Source organism: Acinetobacter sp. SH20PTE14, from assembly GCF_021391555.1.
GTDB lineage: Bacteria > Pseudomonadota > Gammaproteobacteria > Pseudomonadales > Moraxellaceae > Acinetobacter > Acinetobacter amyesii.
The window spans coordinates 2,599,276-2,622,622 of record NZ_CP090067.1; the positions used below are offsets into that span (position 1 = coordinate 2,599,276).

The 23,347-nt window shown below is 40.9% G+C and carries 20 protein-coding genes; 8 read left to right on the top strand and 12 right to left on the bottom strand.

Annotated elements, in window-relative coordinates; all coding sequences use genetic code 11:
* Positions 1-660: 660 nt before the first annotated feature.
* Complete coding sequence (locus LXF01_RS12730; protein ID WP_078193096.1) at positions 661-1,914, top strand: exonuclease SbcCD subunit D; 1,254 nt, start codon at positions 661-663, stop codon at positions 1,912-1,914.
* 9 nt (positions 1,915-1,923) lie between these two features.
* Entirely contained in the window at positions 1,924-5,520 is a 3,597-nt protein-coding gene (locus LXF01_RS12735; protein WP_233944494.1) for an AAA family ATPase, read from the top strand.
* A gap of 48 nt (positions 5,521-5,568) precedes the next feature.
* Here the strand turns inward: LXF01_RS12735 and LXF01_RS12740 are convergent, their stop codons facing one another.
* Both LXF01_RS12740 and LXF01_RS12745 read right to left on the bottom strand, forming a co-directional pair.
* Positions 5,569-6,369 (bottom strand): thioesterase family protein, encoded by an 801-nt coding sequence (locus LXF01_RS12740; protein ID WP_078193098.1) that lies wholly within the window; start codon positions 6,367-6,369, stop codon positions 5,569-5,571.
* A 193-nt stretch (positions 6,370-6,562) separates the two neighbouring features.
* Positions 6,563-7,249, bottom strand: a complete 687-nt coding sequence (locus LXF01_RS12745; RefSeq protein WP_180146212.1) for a YggS family pyridoxal phosphate-dependent enzyme — start codon at positions 7,247-7,249, stop codon at positions 6,563-6,565.
* A gap of 125 nt (positions 7,250-7,374) precedes the next feature.
* On the opposite strand from LXF01_RS12745, the gene LXF01_RS12750 reads away from it, so the two are divergent.
* Both LXF01_RS12750 and LXF01_RS12755 read left to right on the top strand, forming a co-directional pair.
* Positions 7,375-8,412: a type IV pilus twitching motility protein PilT gene (locus tag LXF01_RS12750; protein WP_078190026.1), complete on the top strand. Its 1,038-nt coding sequence runs from the start codon at positions 7,375-7,377 to the stop codon at positions 8,410-8,412.
* A 27-nt stretch (positions 8,413-8,439) separates the two neighbouring features.
* Positions 8,440-9,561 carry a PilT/PilU family type 4a pilus ATPase gene (locus LXF01_RS12755; protein ID WP_168379063.1) on the top strand — a complete coding sequence of 374 codons (1,122 nt, stop codon included), beginning with the start codon at positions 8,440-8,442 and terminating at the stop codon, positions 9,559-9,561.
* Between the two features lie 79 nt (positions 9,562-9,640).
* Here the strand turns inward: LXF01_RS12755 and fur are convergent, their stop codons facing one another.
* Positions 9,641-10,078, bottom strand: a complete 438-nt coding sequence (fur, locus tag LXF01_RS12760) for a ferric iron uptake transcriptional regulator (protein WP_078193101.1) — start codon at positions 10,076-10,078, stop codon at positions 9,641-9,643.
* 112 nt (positions 10,079-10,190) lie between these two features.
* Here fur and LXF01_RS12765 point away from each other — a divergent pair, with 112 nt between their 5' ends.
* Positions 10,191-10,589, top strand: a complete 399-nt coding sequence (locus tag LXF01_RS12765) for an outer membrane protein assembly factor BamE (protein ID WP_078193102.1) — start codon at positions 10,191-10,193, stop codon at positions 10,587-10,589.
* 43 nt (positions 10,590-10,632) lie between these two features.
* Here LXF01_RS12765 and LXF01_RS12770 read toward each other — a convergent pair whose 3' ends face one another.
* The 9 genes from LXF01_RS12770 to LXF01_RS12810 form a co-directional block, all read right to left on the bottom strand.
* Complete coding sequence (locus tag LXF01_RS12770) at positions 10,633-10,959, bottom strand: RnfH family protein (protein ID WP_111885267.1); 327 nt, start codon at positions 10,957-10,959, stop codon at positions 10,633-10,635.
* On the bottom strand, positions 10,959-12,041 hold the full coding sequence (locus tag LXF01_RS12775; RefSeq protein ID WP_233944495.1) for a hypothetical protein: 1,083 nt from the start codon (positions 12,039-12,041) through the stop codon (positions 10,959-10,961). Before LXF01_RS12775 ends, LXF01_RS12770 begins: the two co-directional genes overlap by 1 nt.
* Positions 12,042-12,183: 142 nt before the next feature.
* Positions 12,184-12,639: a bacteriohemerythrin gene (locus LXF01_RS12780; RefSeq protein WP_078190032.1), complete on the bottom strand. Its 456-nt coding sequence runs from the start codon at positions 12,637-12,639 to the stop codon at positions 12,184-12,186.
* A 263-nt stretch (positions 12,640-12,902) separates the two neighbouring features.
* On the bottom strand, positions 12,903-13,751 hold the full coding sequence (locus LXF01_RS12785) for a class II glutamine amidotransferase (RefSeq protein WP_233944496.1): 849 nt from the start codon (positions 13,749-13,751) through the stop codon (positions 12,903-12,905).
* Between the two features lie 209 nt (positions 13,752-13,960).
* The gene (gene argB, locus LXF01_RS12790; protein ID WP_180036151.1) at positions 13,961-14,869 is read right to left on the bottom strand and encodes an acetylglutamate kinase; all 909 of its coding nucleotides are present in this window, start codon (positions 14,867-14,869) and stop codon (positions 13,961-13,963) included.
* Between the two features lie 10 nt (positions 14,870-14,879).
* A complete protein-coding gene (locus LXF01_RS12795) occupies positions 14,880-16,304 on the bottom strand; it encodes a phosphomannomutase/phosphoglucomutase (RefSeq protein WP_233944497.1) in 1,425 nt (474 codons plus the stop codon).
* Positions 16,305-16,867: 563 nt separating this feature from the next.
* Complete coding sequence (gene dut / locus LXF01_RS12800; RefSeq protein ID WP_233944498.1) at positions 16,868-17,320, bottom strand: dUTP diphosphatase; 453 nt, start codon at positions 17,318-17,320, stop codon at positions 16,868-16,870.
* A 64-nt stretch (positions 17,321-17,384) separates the two neighbouring features.
* Positions 17,385-19,424, bottom strand: a complete 2,040-nt coding sequence (locus tag LXF01_RS12805; RefSeq protein ID WP_078193107.1) for a UvrD-helicase domain-containing protein — start codon at positions 19,422-19,424, stop codon at positions 17,385-17,387.
* Between the two features lie 137 nt (positions 19,425-19,561).
* Positions 19,562-20,194 (bottom strand): OmpA family protein, encoded by a 633-nt coding sequence (locus tag LXF01_RS12810; RefSeq protein ID WP_078193108.1) that lies wholly within the window; start codon positions 20,192-20,194, stop codon positions 19,562-19,564.
* 247 nt (positions 20,195-20,441) lie between these two features.
* Between LXF01_RS12810 and LXF01_RS12815 the strand changes: the two genes are divergently transcribed.
* The 3 genes from LXF01_RS12815 to minC all read left to right on the top strand — a co-directional run bounded on the left by LXF01_RS12815 (position 20,442) and on the right by minC (position 23,290).
* Positions 20,442-21,365 carry an acyltransferase gene (locus tag LXF01_RS12815; protein WP_233944499.1) on the top strand — a complete coding sequence of 308 codons (924 nt, stop codon included), beginning with the start codon at positions 20,442-20,444 and terminating at the stop codon, positions 21,363-21,365.
* A gap of 15 nt (positions 21,366-21,380) precedes the next feature.
* Complete coding sequence (locus tag LXF01_RS12820) at positions 21,381-22,445, top strand: preprotein translocase subunit SecA (RefSeq protein WP_442781343.1); 1,065 nt, start codon at positions 21,381-21,383, stop codon at positions 22,443-22,445.
* Between the two features lie 125 nt (positions 22,446-22,570).
* A complete protein-coding gene (gene minC / locus LXF01_RS12825) occupies positions 22,571-23,290 on the top strand; it encodes a septum site-determining protein MinC (protein ID WP_078193110.1) in 720 nt (239 codons plus the stop codon).
* Positions 23,291-23,347: the final 57 nt, after the last annotated feature.

Genomic DNA, 23,347 nt, shown 5'->3' on the forward strand with positions numbered 1-23,347 from the left:
CCAAATGCAGGCAATATACCCGCTGTACAATAATTCACCTATATACAGGATTAGAACAACATTTTATATTCCTAGTTCTTGGTATTTTTTTAACCTAATTTCAGATCTCTACTATTTGAAATGTGTAATCCATCAAAGAAAATATAATTACAATGAACCAGCCTACTATTTTGAAATTCAAAGTTCTGATACCAAGCTTTAAGTTGTGTATTATTCTGCCGTTTTTGGTTGGTCATTTACACGAGTTACAGGATTCCCTAATCAGTAACCCCAGACTTCATGGTGACCTCTTAGAATGCTCTGTACAGCCTCCACCGATGCATTGCATTACCAATACATTTACTCGTAGTTTTGAAGTTAAAGATTTCGACCAAATCACTAAGAAAATTCTAGTACAAGATGGCCAAATTGCTATAGAAAAATTTGTGATACTTGGATAATACTAGCAAGGCTATTTCATAAATCCAGCCCATAATACTTTTTGCCTCCTGCAAGTAGATGCACATGCACATTAATACAGTTATGGCATAGTTTAGATTGGATACTTTGTAACTGTCGAAAACGACTTAGTTGGACTGATGAATGATTAATCTCCCTCGTAAACATAACCATCTGTGATACTTTATAGCCCAATCAATTTTTTGATTTTTTGGTGCTTGCATGACTGTTCGTTTTTTTCATACTTCTGATTGGCATTTAGGACAATTTTTCTATAACCACTCACGTGACTACGAACATGAACAGTTTCTCAATTGGCTGCTTGAACAAATAGCACAAAAACAGCCACATGCCCTGCTCATTGCAGGCGATGTTTTTGATGTGATCAACCCCGCTTCCAGAGCGCAAAAACAGTTGTATCAGTTTCTAGCAGATGCACATGAGCGGGCTCCGCACATGCAAACCCTGATGATCGCAGGCAACCATGACTCAGGCTACCGTATTGAACAAGTTGAGCCTTTATTAGAAAAATACCATGCCAAAGCTGTAGGCGTGGTCCATAAAAATACCGAAGGTCAGCTCGATTTAGACCGACTGCTGGTACCTATTTATGATGAACACAAAAATGTAGTGGCATGGTGCCTGACTTTACCTTTTCTACGTGCTGCCGAGATCACCGGTTTCAATGATCAAACCACCAATAGTCAAAATGCCATTGCCTATGTACATCAACAATTAATTGCTGAAGCCAATGCACGTAAAACTCCAGATCAAGCCTTAATTTTAATGTCCCATGCCCACATGCAAGGCGGTGAAACGTCAGACTCAGAGCGCCCGATTATTATGGGCAATGAAGAAGCAATTTCAACCGCCCTGTTTGATGATGTAATTGACTACGTGGCTCTTGGGCATTTGCATAAACCGCAAAAAGTTGGACAAACTCATATCCGTTATAGCGGCTCACCGATTCCCCTGTCATTTAGTGAAATCAATTATAAGCATCAAGTGCTTGATATCAGTATTGACCCGACTCAAAGCGATGAATCACGCTTTCAAATAGAGTCCTTAGCGATTCCGCGCAGCGTGCAATTGCATCGCATCAAAGGCACAATTCCAGAAGTTTTGGCACAATTATCCGCTTTGCCGAGCGGTGAAATTGAAGATATTGATCAGCGTGAATATGTCGAAATTGAATATCATACCGACACTCCGCCTGCACCGAATTTACGACAGCAATTTGAAGAAGCGCTAGCGCCAAACCGTTATCGTTTGGTGCGCATCAGCCGCCGTTATTTAAATTCAGATCAAAATAATCCGCAGCAAGCCGCAATCAACCTTGATCCGCCTACGCCTGAAAAATTATTCCAAAACCTTTGGGAAAAACAGGGCTACGGTGCTGATGACACCGTAATGAAAGATTTTTTAAGTTTGGTCGATGAAGCACAAAAATCACTTGAAGATGATGCGAACACTTAAGGAATTGCCATGAAAATTTTATCTATACGCATTAAAAACTTGGCATCTTTAGCGGGTGAGCATTTTATTGATTTTGAATCTGAACCCTTAGCAAGTGCAGGCTTAGTGGCAATTATTGGTAAAACAGGTGCTGGTAAATCGACTATTTTAGATGCCATGTGTTTGGCGCTGTTTAACCGTGTGCCGCGCTTAAAAGACAGCGATGGCAAACTCATCGATGTAGATGGTTCAGAGCTGCCGACCAACTCACCGCAAACAGTCTTGCGCCGTGGTACAGGCCAAGGCTTTGCCGAGCTCAGTTTTATTGCTCAAGACCAAAAAGTCTATTCTGCACGTTGGGAAATTAAACGTGCCCGTGAAAACCCAAACGGTAAATTGCAAAGCGTACAGCGCTCACTGAAATGCTTAACAGATGGCACTGTTGTTGCGGATAAAACCAAAGCGGTTGAGAGCCAAATTTTACGCATTACTCAACTCAGTTTTGAACAGTTCACCCGTGCCGTTTTACTGGCTCAGTCAGAAGTGACCGCTTTTTTAAAAGCGCGTGATAATGAACGTGGCGAGCTATTGGAGTATCTAACCAATTCCAGTATTTTCGGGAAAATTGGTCAATTGGCCTTTGAAAAAACCAAGCAAATTGCCAATCAGCGTAAGGCTTTGGAAGTTCGACTCGGTGATATTGAAATTTTATCGGATGAAGATCTTGCCTTATACACGGCGAATTTTCAAAGTCATACAGAGTCTTACCAAAAATTCGAAAGTGAAAAGCAGCAATTGCTCAAACAGCAGCAATGGTTTCAACACAAAGATAAACTGATTGCGGATATTCAGCAACGTGAGCAATATTTGGCTATTCAACAGCAGCAACTCGATGCACTGCAGCCGCAGAAGCAGCAATTGCAGCAACTGGAAAAATTCGCCTCAATCCGTCCAAGCATCATTCAACGCAAGAATTTAAGTACTGAAATAGCAACGCTGCAGCCTCAATTGGCTCAAGCACAGCAGCAGTTCAGCGCAATTGAAATTAAGTTTAATCATGAAAAAACTCAATTTAAACAACTTGATCTACAGCAAAAACAGCAGCACCAATTTGAAGTTGATCATCAAGATCAAATTGATTTAGTACGTGCGCGAATTGCCGACCGCCGAGTGCTAGGCGATCAGCTAATTGCTGTAAAAGATGAACTCAAAAAACTGCAAGATCAGCATGCCCCGCTGCTTCAAGCCGAACAGCAATTGTTACAAGTACAGCAGCAGTTAGAACAAAATATAGCGCAGCAAAATACCCTACTCTCGCAAACAGCACATTTTCAAATTTTGGATGAAGCACTGTCTGCACATCTCAGTCCTTTACAGCGTTTTATTCAAAGTTATGCGCAATTTGAGCAGCAATATGGTGATGTCGCTCAAGCCACGCAACAAGTGGCACAAAAACAACAGCAACTTGACCAGCTCATTCAGCAATTTGGGCAAGACCAAGCACTTAACTCGAAAATTACGGGCTTGCGTACAGCGCGTGAAGACTTATTAAATCGCATCAATCAATTAGATATCACCAAGAGTCATTGGCAGCATTACCACGCCATTCATGTTGAACATCAGCAAAAATTGCAAGACCAGCACCAACTGCAAAGTGATCTCACACAGAATCAGCAGCAATGCAGCATGGCTGAAACTGAATTTCATGCACAAAAAGCAGCTCGAGAGAATTTGCAAACTTTACTGCAGCAGCAGCGATTACTGCATGCAGAAAATATTGAACAGCTCAGAGCAAATCTGGTTGCAGGTGAAGCATGTTTGGTCTGTGGCAGCACCGAGCACCCTTATACATATAACCAAGATGTGCTTTCCCATGAACTATTGAAACTGCAAGTACAACAGGAACAGCAAGCACTAGCGCAGGAAAAAATAACGTTTGATCTGTGGCAGCAACTGCAAAAAAAATGCACACAGCAGTCCACTGCCTTTGAAGCCAATGCACAGCAACTCACCTCAATCAGCACGCAACAGAGCAATGCCCAAACCCAGCTTGAGCAATCACTTAATGCACTGAATATTCCATACGATTTGCACTCAGATTTGAGCTTGCTTGAAACGGCTATAACGCATCATATTGCACAAACACAGCAATCTTTGCAGCAAACAGAAGCTGATTTAAAAACCCATGAACAGGCGCAGCAAAACAGCCATACTTTGACTCAATACATTCAGCACACGACAAAGCAGCTGACAGAAATACAGCATGCGGAACAAAATATTCAACCTATTTTGTCTTTATTGGATGACACTGAAAAATACGCATGGCAGCAGTCAACCCGCACCGCTGCTGAAGAAATTTATATTCAATTACAGCAACGTCTTAACACCTTAAAACAACGTAATGAACTAAATGCTCAGCTGAATCAAATAACACATCAGCTGGAACAGGCAAAACAGCGCAGTAAATTCAGTCTAGAGAATATTGCTGCAACTGAAAAACGCATTTCGACACTGTTAGAAGAAGGTAAACAAAATAGCGATCTTGCAATCCAAGCTATTTTTACCATGACTCAAGTAACTGTTGAAAAACCGCATGAATGGTTATTACAGTTTGAGCAAAACCGACAACAGCTGCAGACTCAGTTTAATACGGTACGTCAACAATTTGAGCAGCGACGCCAAGCCTTTGATACGGCACAAGCAACACTGCAAAAATATCAGGCACAGCAACTACAGTTGCAAACTCAACAAAATGCAGCCGCGTTGAGTATTCAACAGTGGTTAGCGCTGCATATTGATTTTAATGACGCCTTGTTACAGCAGCTCAGTGAAATTACACATGAGCAAGAGCTGCAACTGAAACAGCAAATTAGCTCGGCTGAACGTGCATATAGCGATGCTCAGTCTGCTAAGAAAACATTGGATGAGCAACTACAGCAGCACTTAATGCTGCAGCCTGAAATCGAATTTGAAGCACTACTCTCACAATTACAAAGTTTGGTTGAACAAATAACCCAAGTGATGGAACAGCGTGATGAAGTGAAACTCAAACTCGAAGTACATCAACGCAATGTAGCAAAACAGCAGCAATTTACCGATCAGATTCAACAGATCCAATCTGAGGAACATCGTTGGAATAAGATTTCGAGCTTAATGGGCGATGCAACGGGCAAGAAATTCCGTGATTTGGCACAGCAATATAACCTCGATATTTTAATTGAATATGCCAATCAGCAATTGGCGATGCTTTCACAGCGCTATACCTTAAAGCGCCTTGAAAACTCATTAAGCCTAGCCATTGTCGATCATGATATGGATGGTGAAACCCGCTCGGTCTCTTCGCTTTCAGGCGGTGAGTCTTTCTTAACCGCGCTCGCTTTATCCTTAGCCATTGCGAGCATGGCATCAGGTACAACAAAAATTGAAAGCCTATTTATTGACGAAGGATTTGGTACGCTAGACGCTTCAAGTCTGCACATGGTGATGAATGCTCTGGATCAGCTACAAAACCAAGGGCGTAAAATCGTGCTAATTTCTCACATTCAAGAAATGCACGAACGAATCCCTGTGCAAATTCAAGTCAATCCTGTCGGAGCAGGTGCAAGCACCATCCAAATCGTATCTTAAAAAAAGCCTGCTTAAAGCAGGCTTTATAATTTTTGATTCTCTAGATCATTACGTCCCGAGTGGACGTAGCGTTAAAATCTGTTCACTACGCCCAAATGGGCCATGGACATCATGCAATACAGAACTACTCAAACCAACACCATCCGCTCCATACTGCTGCACGGTTTCCAGACCTAACCACTGTCCCTGTGGTAAACGGTGCAAATGGATTTGTAGATCCAGATTTGGAAAGCCCCAGCCAAATGGCCAATCCTGACGCGGAACAATACCATTGGCGGTATCAACCATGCCCATTAAACGGACAAAATCAGCAGTCGGCTCACCTTCAACCATGTCATGCTGTGTTCTCAGCCACACAATGCCTTGACCTGCACGGCGCCCATGGCTTCTTGCTTCAATCGACTGAATATATCCCCCCGGCCACTGACGGATACCGTCCCAAATCGGCGCAGTTTCTGGCCCAGTCACATCAGCATCCTCCAAACCTTTCACGGACTGGCTATTTTGCGTCATCATGCGCCAAGTGCGTGCCACAATGCAGGTTTTGCCCTGAGCCCGCATTTCAGATTCAATCAGTTCAATGGTTTTTCCCGGACGAATCACTTGCGTGATTATTTCAAACTCGCCAGCAGGAATTAAGCCCAAAATATCGAGGCTAATGCGCCCGATACGCATATCATGACGTGGTGAAAAACGGTCTAATTCAGCACAAATAATGCCTGTAGCTGGTGCCATGTGTTGCTCATGTGCATTCCATGCACCTTGTGCTAAATTGGTCGAATGGTAATGTGCCGTGACACAGCCTTGCGCATCTACGTCGCGTTGAATCAACTGATAATATGCCGTCATGAACTTCCCTATTTGTCCAAGTGTGAATTACTTCAATATCAAAAACATCCTGATTATTTTGTACTCAACTTTAATGGAAAGTTCAAATTAAAAGGCTCACTTTGAACCCATAGGTTTCATCTATTGTGAAAATTTATCTGCTGTGCTTACACTTTATAAGCCTAGTTTTTGAAAGCAGGCTGAATCTTCTGTCCTATTTTGAATAATCACGTGCGCCAAACAATGCTGTCCCCACGCGAACCATGGTGGATCCGGCAGCAATCGCATCTGTCATATCACCTGACATCCCCATGCTTAAGGTATCCCAATCCTCAGGTTTCGTATGCTGTGCCTTGACATGCTCAAAGAGCACTTTGGCATCAACAAAAGCTTGTGGATTGTTTGGAGCAGGAATTACCATCAGTCCACGTAAGCGTAAATTCGGTAGCGTAGAAATCTGTGCGACCAAATCTGCTACTTCATTCGGCTGACAGCCATCCTTTGTATCTTGCGCGTCAATATTGACTTGTAGGCAAATATTCAAAGGTGCTTGCGTCGCTTCTCGCTGGCTTGATAAACGCTCCGCAATAATCAAACGGTCTACCCCATGCACCCAAGCAAAGTTTGAAGCCAAATGTTTGGTTTTATTGCGCTGTACATGACCAATGAAATGCCAATCAATCTCTAAATCTGCCAAAGCCTCAATTTTTTCAAGCGCTTCTTGCAGATAATTTTCACCAAATGAGCGTTGCCCCGTTGCATACATTTCTCTTAGCATTTCAGCAGGATGCGTCTTAGATACAGCCAACAATTCAACCGATTGCTGTGGTCGACCCGCAAGTTGGCAAGCCTGCTCAATTTGCTGCAAGACTTGATTTCGTGCTTCTTGAAGTTTATTCATTGACGGGGTTCTCATTTCATTCATCTTTTTTTGCATTGCCCTGCAACTAAGTGTTGGTTAAGCTGTGGGAAAGCCTTATTATTCTATCAAAATAATTAAGATTTAATTTTTATCTCGGGGATTTTATGGACATTACAGAACTATTGGCCTTTGCTGCCAAAAATAACGCTTCGGATTTACATTTATCTTCTGGTATGCCACCAATGATTCGTGTGGATGGTGAAGTTCGTCGTATCAACCTTCCTGCTCTTGAACATAAAGAAGTGCACAAATTGGTTTACGACATCATGAACGATAAACAGCGTCGTGATTACGAAGAAAAATTAGAAACTGACTTTTCATTTGAAGTACCTGGTGTGGCTCGTTTCCGTGTGAACGCATTTAACCAAAACCGTGGTGCTGGTGCCGTATTCCGTACCATTCCTTCAAAAGTACTAACCATTGAAGATCTTGGCATGGGCCAAATCTTCAAAGATATTTGTGAATATCCACGTGGCATCGTATTGGTGACCGGTCCAACAGGTTCGGGTAAATCAACCACGCTTGCTGCGATGGTTGATTACATTAACGACAACCGTTATGACCATATTTTAACGGTCGAAGACCCGATCGAATTTGTACACGAATCAAAAAAATGCTTGGTCAACCAACGTGAAGTACACCGTGATACGCACGGCTTTAACGAAGCACTTCGTTCCGCACTGCGTGAAGACCCGGATATTATCTTAGTCGGTGAGATGCGTGACCTTGAAACCATTCGTTTGGCGCTGACAGCTGCTGAAACCGGTCACTTGGTCTTCGGTACACTCCATACAACCTCTGCCGCAAAAACCATTGACCGTGTGATTGACGTATTCCCTGCTGAAGAAAAAGACATGGTTCGTGCCATGTTATCTGAATCACTTCAAGCCGTAATTTCACAAACCCTACTCAAGAAAAATGGTGGCGGTCGTGTGGCTGCGCATGAAATCATGATCGGTATTCCTGCGATCCGTAACTTGATTCGTGAAAACAAAGTCGCACAAATGTATTCTGCGATTCAAACCGGTGCCAACTACGGTATGACCACACTCGATCAAAGCTTAAAAAACCTTGTCGCAAAAGGCATTATTAGTACGCAAACTGCACGGACTGCAGCGAAACAACCCGAATCTTTCTTGTAATTTTTTTATTTTTTTGGGGCGATCGTTATGGATTTTAACGGCTTACTTGATTATATGGTGGAGAAAAAAGCATCGGATTTGTTTATTACAGCCGATGTTGAACCCTCGATTAAGATCAATGGGCAAATTTTGCCAATTGGCTCGACTAAGTTACCGGGCCCGACTGTCGGTCAAATCTTACATTCGATTATGTCTGACAAACAGCGTAAGGAATTTGCCGATACGCGCGAATGTAACTTTGCCATTAGCAATACCAGTAAATCTGCTCGTTTTCGTGTCAGCGCCTTTCAACAACGTGACCAGCCAGGCATGGTGCTTCGTCGTATCGAAACCGTTATTCCAACGATGGATGAGTTGAAATTACCGCCGATTTTAAAAGAATTAGCGATGACCAAGCGTGGCATTATCATTTTCGTAGGTGCAACGGGTACAGGTAAATCAACCTCTTTGGCATCTTTGATTGGCTATCGTAATGAAAATAGCAAAGGTCATATCATTACGATTGAAGACCCGATTGAATTTGTACACCAACACCGAGGCTGTATCATTACCCAACGTGAAGTGGGTATTGATACCGACTCTTTCGAAGTTGCCTTAAAGAATACGCTACGTCAGGCACCTGACGTGATTCTGATTGGTGAGATTCGTTCACGTGAAACCATGGACTATGCGATTGCCTTTGCTGAAACCGGTCACTTGGTTTTTGCAACACTGCATGCCAACAACGCCAACCAGGCCATCGACCGTATCATTCACTTCTTTGAAGCGGATCGCCATAGTCAGCTGTTCATGGACTTGTCTTTGAATTTAAAAGCAATGGTTGCGCAGCAATTGATTCCAACCATTGATGGTAATTCACGTCGTGCTGCCATTGAGATTTTGATCAACTCACCTTTAATTTCAGATTTAATCCGTAAGGGTGAAGTACATGAAATTAAAGACCTGATGAAGCGTTCTCGTGAACTGGGTATGCAAACCTTTGACCAAGCTTTATATGATCTATATAAAGCCAAGCAAATTAGCTATAAAGATGCGCTCAAACATGCCGATTCACCGAACGACCTGCGTCTACAAATTAAATTGTCTGAAGAAGGCGGTGAGCATTTACTGCGTGCAAATTCAAATATTACCTTTGATGGTCAACATTAATTCTGCATGATGCTTTCGGAAATAAAAAAACAGACTTCATATGAAGTCTGTTTTTTTATTTATTCTCATCCGCATCGGATTATTTTTTACGATATGCTTCTTGGCATTCAGGCGCATCACAATAGCCATAAAGATTTAATGAGTGACCTGTAAGTTGGAAACCAAATTTTTCTGCCACTTGATGTTGCTCATGCTCAATCACATCATTAGTAAATTCCACCACTTTATTGCAGTTTTGACACACAATATGGTCATGGTGATCTTCTTGCATAATCTCAAAAACAGAATGATTGTTTTCGAAATGATGGCGTTGAATAATACCTGCAGCTTCAAACTGTGTTAACACGCGATACACAGTTGCTAAACCCACATCTTCACCCTGTTCAAGTAAAGTCTTATAAATATCTTCTGCGCTTAAGTGATGTTGTCTTGAATTTTCAAGCAATTCCAATATTTTAATTCGTGGAAGTGTAACTTTAAGTCCAGCTTTACGTAAATCTTGATTTGAAATAGGCATGAAAAAAGGTCTCTCAACAAAATTAAAGTTGGAATATGCAACAAAGTGTAGATGCAGTATGATCTATCCTTGGATCAAATGCATCATAATTAATTTGGGATAGTTTAGCAAAATGCAAAAAATCATGCTGACGTTATTCGTCACTTCATTGCTCGTAGGCTGTTCAACCTTGGGCGTTTATAAAGTTGATATTCCACAAGGTACACCTTTAACTCAAGCACAAGCGGCTAAAATTCAAGTGGGAATGAGCCACCAACAAGTTCGCTTTTTGCTAGGTAGTCCAACTGTTGCCGATCCAATGAATCCGTTACGTTGGGACTACATTTATAAGTATACCCCAGGAACATATGCTAAAAAAGCCAAGATTCCTGCTGCACATGGTCAACACTTAAAAATCTTCTTTGACCAAAACGGTATCGTTCAAAAAATTGAAGGCTTAGAAACCATTCCAGAGTCTCAACCTGGCTTACCAGGTTCTAAAGAAGCGATTTTAACTGCGCCACCACTATAGTCGCTTTCAGATAAAAATAAACCCCTAAATTTAGGGGTTTTTTTTATAAGTACAATTGTTTGAAACGATTGCCTCGACAATAACGGCCAACGGGATTTTTCTTGGCGCGATTACGACGAATATCTTTCGGATTAATGGTTAATGCACGATAGATTTCGACACGATCACCTGCTTCAAGTAACTGAGATGAATCGCTTACACGCGCCCCGAAGATTCCTAGTGTTAATTCTTCGGGTAAATCCACTTGTTTTCGAATGCCACTTTGCACAATAGCATCTTCAACCGTCATACCGGGATTAAAGCTCAGCGGAATTAATATCTGCTGTTCCACGCTCGCATAAGCGACCCATACTTGTAACTGAGCTGTCATTAGAATAACTGCCCAATCACAGCCACCAATGCCAATATTATTGACAAGGGCACTACGATACGTACGGCAATACGCCAAATATTATAAAAGGTTTCATGACTGAAGTTCATTGACTTACGTAGATGACTAATCTTCATAATCCACCCTGCGAAAATCGCATAAATCAGACAAATAATTAAGCCCCAAATCAACAAGGCAATATTAAATACTGGAACAACAGTGCTCAGTGCCCATACAAAAACCGCAACCAATAAAATCGCCCATTGCACCACTACGGCCAATTGGCGTTGTTGTAATTGTTCACGTGCCATTTGAATCAGCAATGCTGAAGCTGCGACTAAACCCACAACCAGTGCTAAAGCAGGTACTTGTGCTTTTGCTGCGAAAAAGGCAAAAGCAACCACTGCCAAAAGTTGAGCGATCCAAATTGGAAATACCGTTTTGCTTGCAATCTCTTGTTGCTTCACGGCTGGCAAACTTGACTGCCAGTACAAGCCCATCCCCAAACCACTTGCTACGAGCGCCAAAACAGTTGCATTGCCCCACTCACTAAATTCGAGCGCAGTCATTTTCCACTCTGGCAATGCCGTTCCCATAACATTCGCCAAGACCACTGCAGCAATCACACCAATAGCGGTCAAAATCACTAAAAATTGGCGTGGTACAAACGACAATGCAAATGCAATGACCGCAAAGACAGCCAAAATAATGCTATAGGCAAAACCATTAGCTGTAAAAATTGCCACATATTGCGACGCGGCTGAAAGCATGGCACCTGCTAAAAATGGAATAAATACTACGGCAAGCCAACCGACTATACGCCATTTGGGTGAAGCATCCGCATCACGTGTTAGCGAAGACAGTGCTTGAACTGCTGTAATTTTTGAACGTTTTGCTAAAGCAATTTCCAAATAACATAGCGGTAAAGCTAAAATAAGCATTGTACCTAGCCACAACAGCCAGAAATCTAGCTGACGTTCAATTTGAATACCTGTTACCGGTGCTAAAGTTGCAATAATGATAAAAGATAAACAGAACGCCATCAGTGGCGATAACCATTTCGACATCGCATTGTCCTGCATGACAAATTCCTTTGAAAATTCTAGCGCTATTTTGCCTTGCTGTGCCTTGAAAATCAAAAACAAAAAGCAAATCACCTTAAAGGTGATTTGCTGCGCAAATAATATTATTAGATTTTAATTGTTTTTATTTCATTTTTTGAGGTTATGAAAAGAAACGTGCAAACCAATTTTTGCCTTTTTTCTTTTCTTTTTCTTTGATGATACCCATCATATTTTCTTTAACCGCACCGACATAATCAGCATCATCGTGCTGAATATGGTTAATCAGCCATTTTGAAAGCACTTCATGTAATTCATTTTCAATCGCATGCCCCATTTCAAAACGGTCGCGGTAAGATTCAATTTTTTTAATAAATAAATCATGTACGCGTTTATGTGGCACACGATATTTATAACCCGCTTCTTCTTGTAAAGATTCTTCGAAGGTAAAATGTGATTGCGTGTAATCAATAATGTTTTCCAGAATTTGTTTTACACGATCACGATCTGTATTTGCGTCAATGCCATCAATTTCATTGATGTAGTCAAGAATCCGTTTGTGTTGATCGTCAATCACATCGATACCAGTATTGTATTCTGGAACCCATTTCATTTTCATTACGACCACCTATAAATATGAAGGACTTATCACGTAAATTTCATCATATAATTAAAGAACTTAAATAAAAATGAAGTAAAAAGGTTGGTTTTAATTGAAATACTGCCATTTATATTGTAATCAATTGTTTTTATTATGTTAATTTATTTAATCCCGAGTATAAAGCTAAGATATTTTTTAATCAATTCAATATCTTAGAAAACACCCTTAATTCAATAAAGTGTAAGATATTCATTTTTATAATGAATATCTTTCATTCAAAATTAATACTGATCTGCACGTGTGACACGTTTTAAAGATGGGTCCAGCCGCTCACGTTCTAAACGTTCAACAACCGTCTTTGCAGCACGTATTGGACGACCATGTTGAAATAAAATCATTTCACCCGGCTCAAATGCTGTCCAAACTTCATTTTGCGTTAAGGGTTCAGTGGTAATCACGGCAACACGGTCTTCAGGCGTAGTGACTTCACTAAAATCGACTTCAACATCAATATCAATCAACTGTGCAGGCTGAAATGGATACTCTCGAACCAGCCAATGCAGCTTGGTAATCGCATAACTAAATAGCGCCTGCCCATTCGACAAACAAAAATTAAAGGTGCCATGTTCTGCAATTTTCGGAGAAATTTCTAATAACAGATCAAACACCTGATCGAGTGTTGGTTCGGTATAACCAAAACGTTTCACCATTTGCTCGAGCAAATAGCAAAAGGCCAATTCACTGTCGGTATTGCCGACGGGAGTGAAGCGCCCCGTGAGCTCGGGCTGAAAGCCATGCAGGTCGCCATTATGCGCAAAAATCCACTGTCTGCCCCACAATTCACGACTAAATGGATGTGAGTTTTCAAGATTAATTTTGCCTTGTGTCGCTTTACGAATGTGTGCAATCACATTGCGAGATTTAATCGGGTAGTTTCGGATCAGCTCGGCAATCGGAGACTCTACAGCAGATTGATTGTCGACAAATAAACGACATGCTTTATCTTCAAAAAAAGCGATACCAAAGCCATCACAATGATCTGAGGTAATTCCTGCTCGCTGCGAAAATCCCCGAAACGAAAATGTAATATCGGTGGGAGTCGCACAATTCATTCCGAGCAGCTGGCACATATTGATCATTTCAGCAGTAAATCTATGATTTCTCTATTGTGCATGACAGTTTTAGTTGTTGTAAATCTAAAATCGGCGCCATTATAAGAGTTTTTATAATCCAACAGGGTAAATACATTATTTGATCTTTTCAAATCTCACTTAGCCAACTGATAAATAATAAAAAAGCCTCAAAAGAGGCTTTTTTATATCAAAAAATGCTAAGTATCTTAAGCTTTTTTCACATTGGTTCGATTGGTGATTAATGTACCCACACCATGATCCGTAAAGATTTCAAGTAATGTTGCATGAGGTACACGACCATCAACAATATGCGCGCTGATTACGCCACCTTTGACTGCATCTAATGCACAGCCAACTTTCGGAATCATGCCGCCATAAATCACGCCAGTTTCAATCAAACGATCAACTTCTTGGGTGGTTAACCCAGTCAGCAGATTTTTATTTTCATCTAAAACACCCGTGATATTGGTCAATAGAATTAGCTTTTCCGCACCCAATGCTTCAGCCACTTTACCTGCAACCAAGTCAGCATTGATGTTATAGGTATTGCCGTCTTCGTCTACACCTAATGGTGCAATCACAGGAATAAAATCGCTTTGGGTAAACATTTCAAGTACGTCAGTTTTCACACCAACCACTTCGCCAACGAGACCTAAATCAATCTGTTTTACTGAACCATCTTCGGTAGTTTTTTCCATCAATAATTTTTGCGCACGGATCAAATTACCATCTTTACCCGTTAAACCAATTGCACGGCCACCGTGTTTATTGATTAAGTTCACAATCGATTTGTTCACACTGCCGCCCAAGACCATCTCGACAACTTCCATCGTTGCAGGATCAGTCACGCGCATACCGTCGATACGATCAGACTCACGACCTAATTGTTTGAGGAATGAATCCACTTGTGGACCACCGCCATGCACCACAATCGGGTTTAGACCAACCGTTTTTAGCAGCACAATATCACGTGCAAATGAGCTCTCAAGCTCAGGATCGGTCATGGCATTACCACCATACTTCACTACCAGCGTCTTACCCGCAAAACGTTGAATATACGGCAAAGCTTCCGTCAGGATTTGTGCTTTGTCGATGCCAGTATGTTGATGTGGCATTTGCCTCTCCTTATTGAGCATCTGGAATGTCATGAGCAATGTCTGGATAGTGCTCAACTAACATGGAAACAAACAGATCTCGTATTTCTTTTAAGCGTGCTGATGAGTTGGCATCAAAGCGTAAAGTGAAATACTCACCTGTATTCGATGCTCGAATGATGCCAAATCCATCATCAAAATCAAGGCGTATTCCATCAATTTTACTGATTTGTGCCGGAATTCGCGCAGAATTAGCTTCAACCTGCTTTAAAACTTCCGCTGGATCATGCTGATGCGTACTGACATATAAATCTTCGGTACTAAAGCGCTCCGGATATTTTGCCAAAGCTTCTGACAATGTCAGCCCCTGAGTTTGAATATATTCTAAGACCCTTAAGGCAGCATATAGACCATCGTCATAGCCACCACCACGACCGTCATTAAAAACATAATGCCCTGCGTATTCACCACCAAAAACCGCTTTGCCTTTAGATTGGGAAATATACTTTCGCAAGAAACTACTACCTGTTCGAATCATCACAGGCTGCGCATCTAAATCGCACACGGTATCTCGAATCATTGTTGAACATTTCACATCAAATACCACTTCTACATGTGGTTTTTGAGTCAAACAAATTTCAGCAAATAAACACAATAATCGATCTGCAGAAACCACTTTGCTAGTTTCATCAATCAGTACTAAACGATCACCATCACCATCTAAAGCAATACCAATATCAGCCTTTTTCAACTGTATGGCTTGGCGAAGGTGAGTTAAATGTTTTAGCTGTGATGGATCTGGAGCATGATCAGGGAAATGTCCATCAGCTTGGCAACGTAATGCCAAAACTTCACAGCCTAATTTATTTAATAATAAGGCTGCACAATGCCCAGCTGAACCATGCATGCCATCGATCACAACTTTAAGTGGTTGCTGTAAATGAATGTCATCTAAAATAAATTTCTGATAGGCCAAACAATATTCAGGCTTGATTTCGTGTGGCTCAAGTTCAGTCATCAAATGCACACGTTCCGATGAAAAACAATTTCGTGCTTCGACTGCAACGTGTTGAATCATCTCCGGACAAGGTGGCTCACCTTTGATAATCCACTTGATACCATTATCTGATTTAGGATTATGGCTCGCCGTCACCATAATGCCATTGCCTTGAAATTGTCCCGCAATAAAATACAACATCGGGCTTGAGCAGCAGCCAATAATTTCCGCTTCAAGACCAGCCTCATGGCAGACTTTTTGAATTATTTTTGCATAGGTTGGACTGGTTAAACGCGCATCATAGCCAATAGCAAGTCTCTTTTGCCCTACATCTAAATATTGTTTGACTAAGCCACAAGCAATTGACTGAACTAAATCAGCATTTAAGAGCGATATTTTCCCGCGAATGTCATATGTACGAAAAATATGTTGCGGAAAGTGACTAAACAGTGAACCCATACTATGTTCTTCTAATTACATCTTTATTAATTAAAAAATCTAAAATTCTATTGAGAATTTAAGCTTTTAATTAAAGGATAAAATCCTGAAAAAAAGTGTAGCTTTTTTTATAACAAATTTAGTTAACAATCAATTAATAATATTTAAATACTGATCTAAAAATTACACTCACATTTATCCAATAATTTATTTTTAAAATAAAATCAATATTTTACATTAATAAAAAATATCAAATTATCATTCAGTCTTAAATATTTTACTTTTCAAATATTTTTGATTATTTATTCAAATGTGTATAAATATAGTAAATCGATCAAATTTAAACCAATACACAAAATTCTAATTATTCTTTACCCTCACCCCTAAAATATAAACCAAGTAAACTCATCAGAATTAAAAATCCTGATAAGATCCAAAATACTCTAAATATAGATTTGAATTTGAATAAATTAAAATTTAAATAAAATGATATAAATAAAAACCATCACGAGGATGGTTTTTTATTCGCTACGTGATTTTAGGCATTTACTTGTCAACACACTGGAGCAAAAGTCTTGCGCTGATTAGTTTTTACCTGTATGACCAAAACCGCCTGCTCCTCGTTCAGTGGCTTCAAACTCATCCACAATATAAAACTGAACTTGTACAACTGGCACTAAAACATATTGTGCTAAACGCTCACCCGGCTCTAGGCTAAATGCCGTTTGGCTACGGTTCCAAACAGATACCATCAATTCACCTTGGTAGTCTGAATCAATCAAACCGACCAAGTTACCCAACACGATTCCGTGTTTATGACCTAAGCCTGAACGTGGCAGAATTAAACCTGCAAAGTTAGTGTCTTCGATATAAATCGATAGGCCTGTTTTTACCAGAACAGTTTGACCCGGTTCAATTACGGTGGTTTCTTCTACACATGCACGGAGATCAAGACCTGCCGAACCTGTTGTGGCATAAGTTGGCATTGGCCATTCCGTACCTAAACGTGTGTCGAGAACTTTAACTTGAACTTTCATGGTTCATTCCTGTTTCAATAAAACGAATTTCAAAAAATAAATAAAATATTCTACGCATTCAGCTTTAACGCTTAATCAGCGCGCGTAAATTTTCTAAATAATGCTGTGCTTGCTGTTTAGGATCGATATCCCCTGCCAGCTTTTTCTTGCGGCCTAACCACTCCAATTCATCTTGTGGCAGTTCGTCCAAGAAACGGCTTGGTGTCATTTGTCGCATTTGACCACCGGCTTTACGTTGCTCTGCTAGAGTCATAGTTAAGCCTTGACGTGCACGAGTAATCCCCACGTACATCAAACGTCGTTCTTCCTCGACCGTGTCAGCAGCAATGGAGTTTTTATGCGGTAGAATTTCTTCTTCCAGACCAATCAAATAAACGAATGGAAATTCCAGACCTTTCGACGCATGAAGTGTTAACAAATTGACTTTATCGGTGTCTTCTTCTTCTTGTTGCTGTTCTAACATATCGAGCAGCACCATTTTACGAATCACACTTTCAATGTTCTTTTCATCTACATCTTCAGCGCGGTTTATCAAACTTTGAATACTGCTATATAGCACTTCAATATTATCCAGTTTGGTTTTTTCCTGCGCAGGTGTAGCTGCAGATTCTTTAACATAGTCGATATAACCTGCTTCAATCATCATGCGACGAATGATCGGAACAGGTTCATCATCTTCTAATAATTCACGAGTAAAGGTCGAAATAAAGTCCGCAAATTCGGCCAATTGGGTTGTGGCTTTTTTCGGAATCGCCATGCTTAAGCGCTGGTCACCTGCTGCACTGAGTAAGGATAAATTACTTTCCTGCGCAAATAAGCCAAGCTTTTCCAAAGTCACAGGACCAATCGCACGTTTTGGCGTATTGATAATTCGTAAAAATGCACTGTCATCTTCAGGGTTGATGATCAAACGTAAGTAGCTCATCAAGTCCTTAATTTCAGCACGAGCAAAGAAAGACTGACCACCCGATAATTTATACGGGATCTGCATTTGGCGTAGCTGTGTCTCTAGAGCACGCGCTTGGAAATTACCACGGTATAAAATGGCGTAGTCTTTCCAATTTTTACCGTTCATCAGCTTGTGCGTAATCAAGTCTTTTACGACGCGTTCTGATTCATCATCGTCATTACGACAAGTAATCACGCGGATCACTTCACCATGGCCTTTATCTGACCAAAGCTTTTTATCGAAAATATGTGGGTTATTGCCAATAACTGTATTGGCAGCTTTTAAAATACGACTGGTCGAGCGATAGTTTTGCTCAAGCTTAATCACTTTCAGATTACGGAAATCTTCCTTCAATAAAGCCATGTTCTCAGGCTTAGCACCACGCCATGCATAAATCGATTGGTCATCATCACCTACCGCGGTGAACTGTCCCATGACACCCACGAGTAATTTCACCAAAATATATTGCGCGGTGTTGGTATCTTGATATTCGTCGACCAATAAATAGCGGATTCGATTCTGCCAACGATCACGCACTTCTGCATTTTCTTGTAATAAGCGCGTCGGCATGACAATCAAATCATCAAAATCCACAGCATTGTAGGCACGTAAATTACGCTCATACAGTTGATACAGATGTGCAAACTGAACGTCTTCTGCTGTTTCACAGGTGGTATGCGCTTGCTCAGGTGGAATCAGATCGTTTTTCCAATCTGAAATCATTTTCATGGCTTTGGCAATCAGCTCTTTACTTTCTGCACCGGATAAATTGTCGCGATGCATTAAGTCCATCAAAATGCGTTTGCAGTCATCTGCATCTAAAATTGAAAAGTTATTTTTCAGTGGTGTATTTTTTAATTCCAAACGGAGCATGTTTAGCCCGAAGTTATGGAATGTAGAAACCGACAGCCCTTTTGCCTCTTCACGGCTCATCAGCTTTGTCACACGCTCTTTCATTTCACGCGCAGCTTTGTTGGTAAAGGTCATCGCGGTGATACGGTGCGCAGGAATACCACAATGCTTCACCAAATAGGCAATTTTACGGGTAATCACCGATGTTTTGCCTGAACCTGCCCCTGCAAGTACTAACAAGGGTCCTTGAGTGTATTTCATTGCTTCAAGTTGCTTGTCGTTCAACTGACTTGCCAGTGACATAGTCTTTCCTCTTATTAATTCGAGGATGATTATAGTCATCTGAAACGATCTTGCCTAATGCAAAATGTATTTTATCGGTCATTAAAAATGCCATAAAAAAAGCCACCCGAGGGTGGCCTTTCGTTTCGAACTAAAACTTATTTAGTTTCGTAAACTGAGATTTCTACGCGACGGTTTTGTTCACGACCTGCAGCAGTTGAGTTATCCGCTACTGGAGAAGTTGACCCGTAACCACGTGCAGTAATACGAGTTGAAGAAATACCTTGAGACGCTAGGTAGTTTTTCACTGAGTTTGCACGGTTTTGAGAAAGTGGGTTATTGATCGCATCAGTACCAGTGTTGTCTGTGTGACCATGTACAACGATTGCAAGTTTGTTTGCAGTACCGTCTTCACGCAATACTTTAGCAACGTCATTCAACGCAGATTGGAACTGAGATTGAATAGTTGAAGAGTTAGTTGCGAAAGTTACTGATGGCATAACAAGGTTGATCGAACCATCTGGATTACGACCTACGTCAACACCAGTACCAGCCAATTCTTGTTTAAGACGTTTTTCTTTCTTATCAAGAAGAAGACCTGCACCACCACCAACTACAGCACCAATTGCAGCTGCTTGACCCATTTTGTCTTTATCAGCATTAGAATAAGCAATACCAGCGCCTAAAAGAGCACCTAGACCAGTACCGATTGCTGCTTTGTCATATTCCATGTTTTGACAACCAGTAAGTGCCATTGCCCCAACTACTGCCGAAATTACTAGTGCACGCATTGCATGCCTCCTTCTTTGTGTTTTGTTGTATGGTTGAAATGATGAAGTAAAACAAATGGCTGAACCATTGATTTTTTGTTAATAATAAAACGTTTAGTTACAATTTGTAATATGAATACGAGATTTACTTGTTAATTCCATCACAATTTCTTCACAGTTCTGCGGATGCCCTTTTTTATTTAATCAACTCGAACTATATTTACTAGAATCAATCATTATTTGGACAATTTCCGCTAGGACTTTTTATATGTCATCTCAAACAAATAAGCAACCGACACTAAAAAAAATTAGCAAAGGACTTACCGTCGGTTCAGTTATAACAGGCAGTACTTTTTTCCATGGCCCTCCTGTACTAGCCCTTGGTCTAACCAAACTCTTTAAAAAATCAAAAAAGGTTGATGAAACCAACATAAAAATTACCAACAGTTGGCTCATGGTTAATAACTGGTTAATTGATCACGTTTTACCCAACACAAAATGGGATATCACCATCGATGAAGGCCTCGACTTAAATTTGCAGGGTCGCTATCTCATGACCTGTAACCATCAGAGTTGGGTCGATACGACAGTCAACCAATATTTTGGTTTAACTCGTATGCCACTGACGCGTTTCTTTACCAAATGGGAACTCATTTTCATTCCATTTGTTGGACAAGCTTTTAAAATTTTAGGCTTCCCAATGATGAAACGACATAGCAAAGAACAAATCGCGAAAAATCCTGAACTTAAATATCGAGATATGGAAGAAGCGCGTAAATCTTGTGAACAGTTATTGAGCCAGCCTTTTACCCTGCTGAACTATTTGGAAGGCACTCGCTTTACCCCTGAAAAACATGCGCAGCAGCAATCACCGTATCAAAACCTTCTTAAGCCGAAAGCGGGTGGTTTAGCACTGGCACTCAATATTTTAGGGGATCAAGTTGATGCTCTCGTAGATATGACCATCGTCTATCCAAATGGTGCACCAGGTTATGGCGAATTTTGGCTCGGTGAAGTTCCGCGTATCGCCGTGGATTTACGTAAAATTGAAATTCCAACGTGGGTGCATGGCGGCAACTATGAAGATGATGCAGAATTCCGTGAAAAATTTCAGCATTGGGTAGATGAGCTGTGGACGGAGAAAGACCAACTCATTACTCGTATGAAAGCTAAATACTCAGTTACTGAATAATTAAGAAGAAGTTTTATGTCGCAGAACAGCATGCCGCAAAACAAGAAATCTAAATATCATCATGTCAATCCAAACAGTTGGTCATTCAAACTGTTTTTGATTTATGACATATTCATGGTGTTTATTATTGTTTTTAACTTGTTCTGCCTGTGCATGAACTTTTTCCTCATGAGCAATCTTGGCAGTTGGTTCTTTAACAGTATCTACCTGCCCGATGTGCTGAGTTTTTACCGTGAACATTTACATCCATGGGTGATTACTACCGAAGCGTGGTTCATTATCTTTTTGATTGTAGAATTGTTGGTGCGCTGGGCGATTGCCATCATCAACAAGCACCATCAGCGCTGGTTCTTCTTCCCGTTTATACATTGGTACGAAATTTTAGCCATTGTGCCGCATTTACGTTTCCTGCGTTTATTTCGCGCGGGCGTGATTGCCTATCGACTTTATGAAATGGGTTATCAGATTGTGCCATCGGCATGGCAAAAGAAAGCTTTGTTTTATTATCGTGTGGTGATGGAAGAACTGTCTGATCGAGTAGTACTTACCGTGTTAGATGGTGTTAAGCATGAGCTCAATACCAGTACAACCCATAAAGACCTAATTAGTAATCTTGTGCAGCATCACCGTGAGATGTTCACCCAAGTTTTAGCTGAGATTTTTCAAGAAAATTTAAGCAAAGAGCTACGTACTGAACGTGAATTGATCGCCAAAAATGTCGGACAAATCGTCAGTCAGGCCATCGAAGACACTCCAGAACTCACGCAGCTATTGCGCTTAGTGCCAATCGTTGGCAGCCGCATTGAACAGCAGATTCAAAGTATCGGGCAACGTTTAGGTGAAAATATTACCCAAGGTTTAATTTCCCCATTGGCTTATCCCAATACATCGACGGCTCAAAAACCCAATCTATATTTAGACATTTCACAGCGTGTTAGCCGTATTGAAATCGAAAATAATGCCCAGCTGGATGAGTTGGTTCGCTCTGCGGTTTTTGAAAGTCTAGAAGCTATTCGTAAGCAAGTGAAAGTAAAACAGTGGCAGCAGATTATGCAGGAGCAGGACCAAGCTACAGAATAAACACTTAGTCAAAAATAATTGCGAACTCCGCTAGAGTATTCATGCAAATTGTTCTAGGATTTGCTCTATTTACAACATAACTACTTCGGCACAAAAGTAATAGTTAGAAGTCTCAAGGATTCAATATGGCTGATATACGGATAAAAGGCAAAATGGTCAATGCGATTCGCATTCACCTCGATACCAATGATCATGATGCGATCCGCCAGCAACTTACTCCAATGTTCCAAAAGGCTTTTCCACCCGGAACATTAGCCGTGATTGAAAGTACGGTTGATCAAGAACTAATTGCATTGATTCAACTGCTTATTAGTATTGAAATCCAACCAATTGGTGTCACTGAAGGTCCGCTATCGGACCAAGCACGTGCTATCCAATTTCCCGTAGTTCCTGCGGATCGCAAACTACAACAAGTTAAACCGACACGCGAACAAGTGGTTGAAGAGCCCGCGCCTGCAGAAGAAAAAACCGAAGATAAAATTGCTGCAGTCGAAGTACCGACCATTCGTCATGCTACGTCGTATCACAATGAAATCTTGCGTACAGGTCAATGTTTAGTCCAAGACCATGGCGATATCATTATTAATGCTGGTATTAATAGCGGTTCAGAAGTAATTGCTTCAGGAAATATACATATTTATGGTAGTGCTCGTGGTAGAGTCATTGCCGGAGCTGGTGGGAACACGGCTGCACGTATTTTCTGTCATTCATTAGAAGCTGAATTAGTTTCAATTGCAGGGACTTACTGTGTCGCTGATGATATTCCACCTCATGTGGTCAAACAGCCCGTACATATTTATTTGAATGACCAGCAAGAGCTAGTATTTGAAGCTTTGCAATTTTAATGTATAAATAATCACCAAACCCCTAATTAAAAAAGGGGATTTAAACCATAACAGGAG

Bases quoted from the DNA above. Each gene is read 5' to 3' on its own strand.
- LXF01_RS12815 (WP_233944499.1), top strand. From the start codon at position 20,442: ATGTCATCTCAAACAAATAAGCAACCGACACTAAAAAAAATTAGCAAA.
- LXF01_RS12735 (WP_233944494.1), top strand. From the start codon at position 1,924: ATGAAAATTTTATCTATACGCATTAAAAACTTGGCATCTTTAGCGGGT.
- argB (WP_180036151.1), bottom strand. From the start codon at position 14,869: ATGCCACATCAACATACTGGCATCGACAAAGCACAAATCCTGACGGAA.
- LXF01_RS12755 (WP_168379063.1), top strand. From the start codon at position 8,440: ATGGATTTTAACGGCTTACTTGATTATATGGTGGAGAAAAAAGCATCG.
- LXF01_RS12795 (WP_233944497.1), bottom strand. From the start codon at position 16,304: ATGGGTTCACTGTTTAGTCACTTTCCGCAACATATTTTTCGTACATAT.
- LXF01_RS12810 (WP_078193108.1), bottom strand. From the start codon at position 20,194: ATGCGTGCACTAGTAATTTCGGCAGTAGTTGGGGCAATGGCACTTACT.
- LXF01_RS12765 (WP_078193102.1), top strand. From the start codon at position 10,191: ATGCAAAAAATCATGCTGACGTTATTCGTCACTTCATTGCTCGTAGGC.
- LXF01_RS12785 (WP_233944496.1), bottom strand. From the start codon at position 13,751: ATGTGCCAGCTGCTCGGAATGAATTGTGCGACTCCCACCGATATTACA.
- LXF01_RS12730 (WP_078193096.1), top strand. From the start codon at position 661: ATGACTGTTCGTTTTTTTCATACTTCTGATTGGCATTTAGGACAATTT.
- minC (WP_078193110.1), top strand. From the start codon at position 22,571: ATGGCTGATATACGGATAAAAGGCAAAATGGTCAATGCGATTCGCATT.
- LXF01_RS12775 (WP_233944495.1), bottom strand. From the start codon at position 12,041: ATGCAGGACAATGCGATGTCGAAATGGTTATCGCCACTGATGGCGTTC.
- LXF01_RS12805 (WP_078193107.1), bottom strand. From the start codon at position 19,424: ATGTCACTGGCAAGTCAGTTGAACGACAAGCAACTTGAAGCAATGAAA.
- LXF01_RS12780 (WP_078190032.1), bottom strand. From the start codon at position 12,639: ATGAAAATGAAATGGGTTCCAGAATACAATACTGGTATCGATGTGATT.
- LXF01_RS12740 (WP_078193098.1), bottom strand. From the start codon at position 6,369: ATGACGGCATATTATCAGTTGATTCAACGCGACGTAGATGCGCAAGGC.
- LXF01_RS12770 (WP_111885267.1), bottom strand. From the start codon at position 10,959: ATGACAGCTCAGTTACAAGTATGGGTCGCTTATGCGAGCGTGGAACAG.
- fur (WP_078193101.1), bottom strand. From the start codon at position 10,078: ATGCCTATTTCAAATCAAGATTTACGTAAAGCTGGACTTAAAGTTACA.
- LXF01_RS12745 (WP_180146212.1), bottom strand. From the start codon at position 7,249: ATGAATAAACTTCAAGAAGCACGAAATCAAGTCTTGCAGCAAATTGAG.
- LXF01_RS12820 (WP_442781343.1), top strand. From the start codon at position 21,381: ATGTCGCAGAACAGCATGCCGCAAAACAAGAAATCTAAATATCATCAT.
- dut (WP_233944498.1), bottom strand. From the start codon at position 17,320: ATGAAAGTTCAAGTTAAAGTTCTCGACACACGTTTAGGTACGGAATGG.
- LXF01_RS12750 (WP_078190026.1), top strand. From the start codon at position 7,375: ATGGACATTACAGAACTATTGGCCTTTGCTGCCAAAAATAACGCTTCG.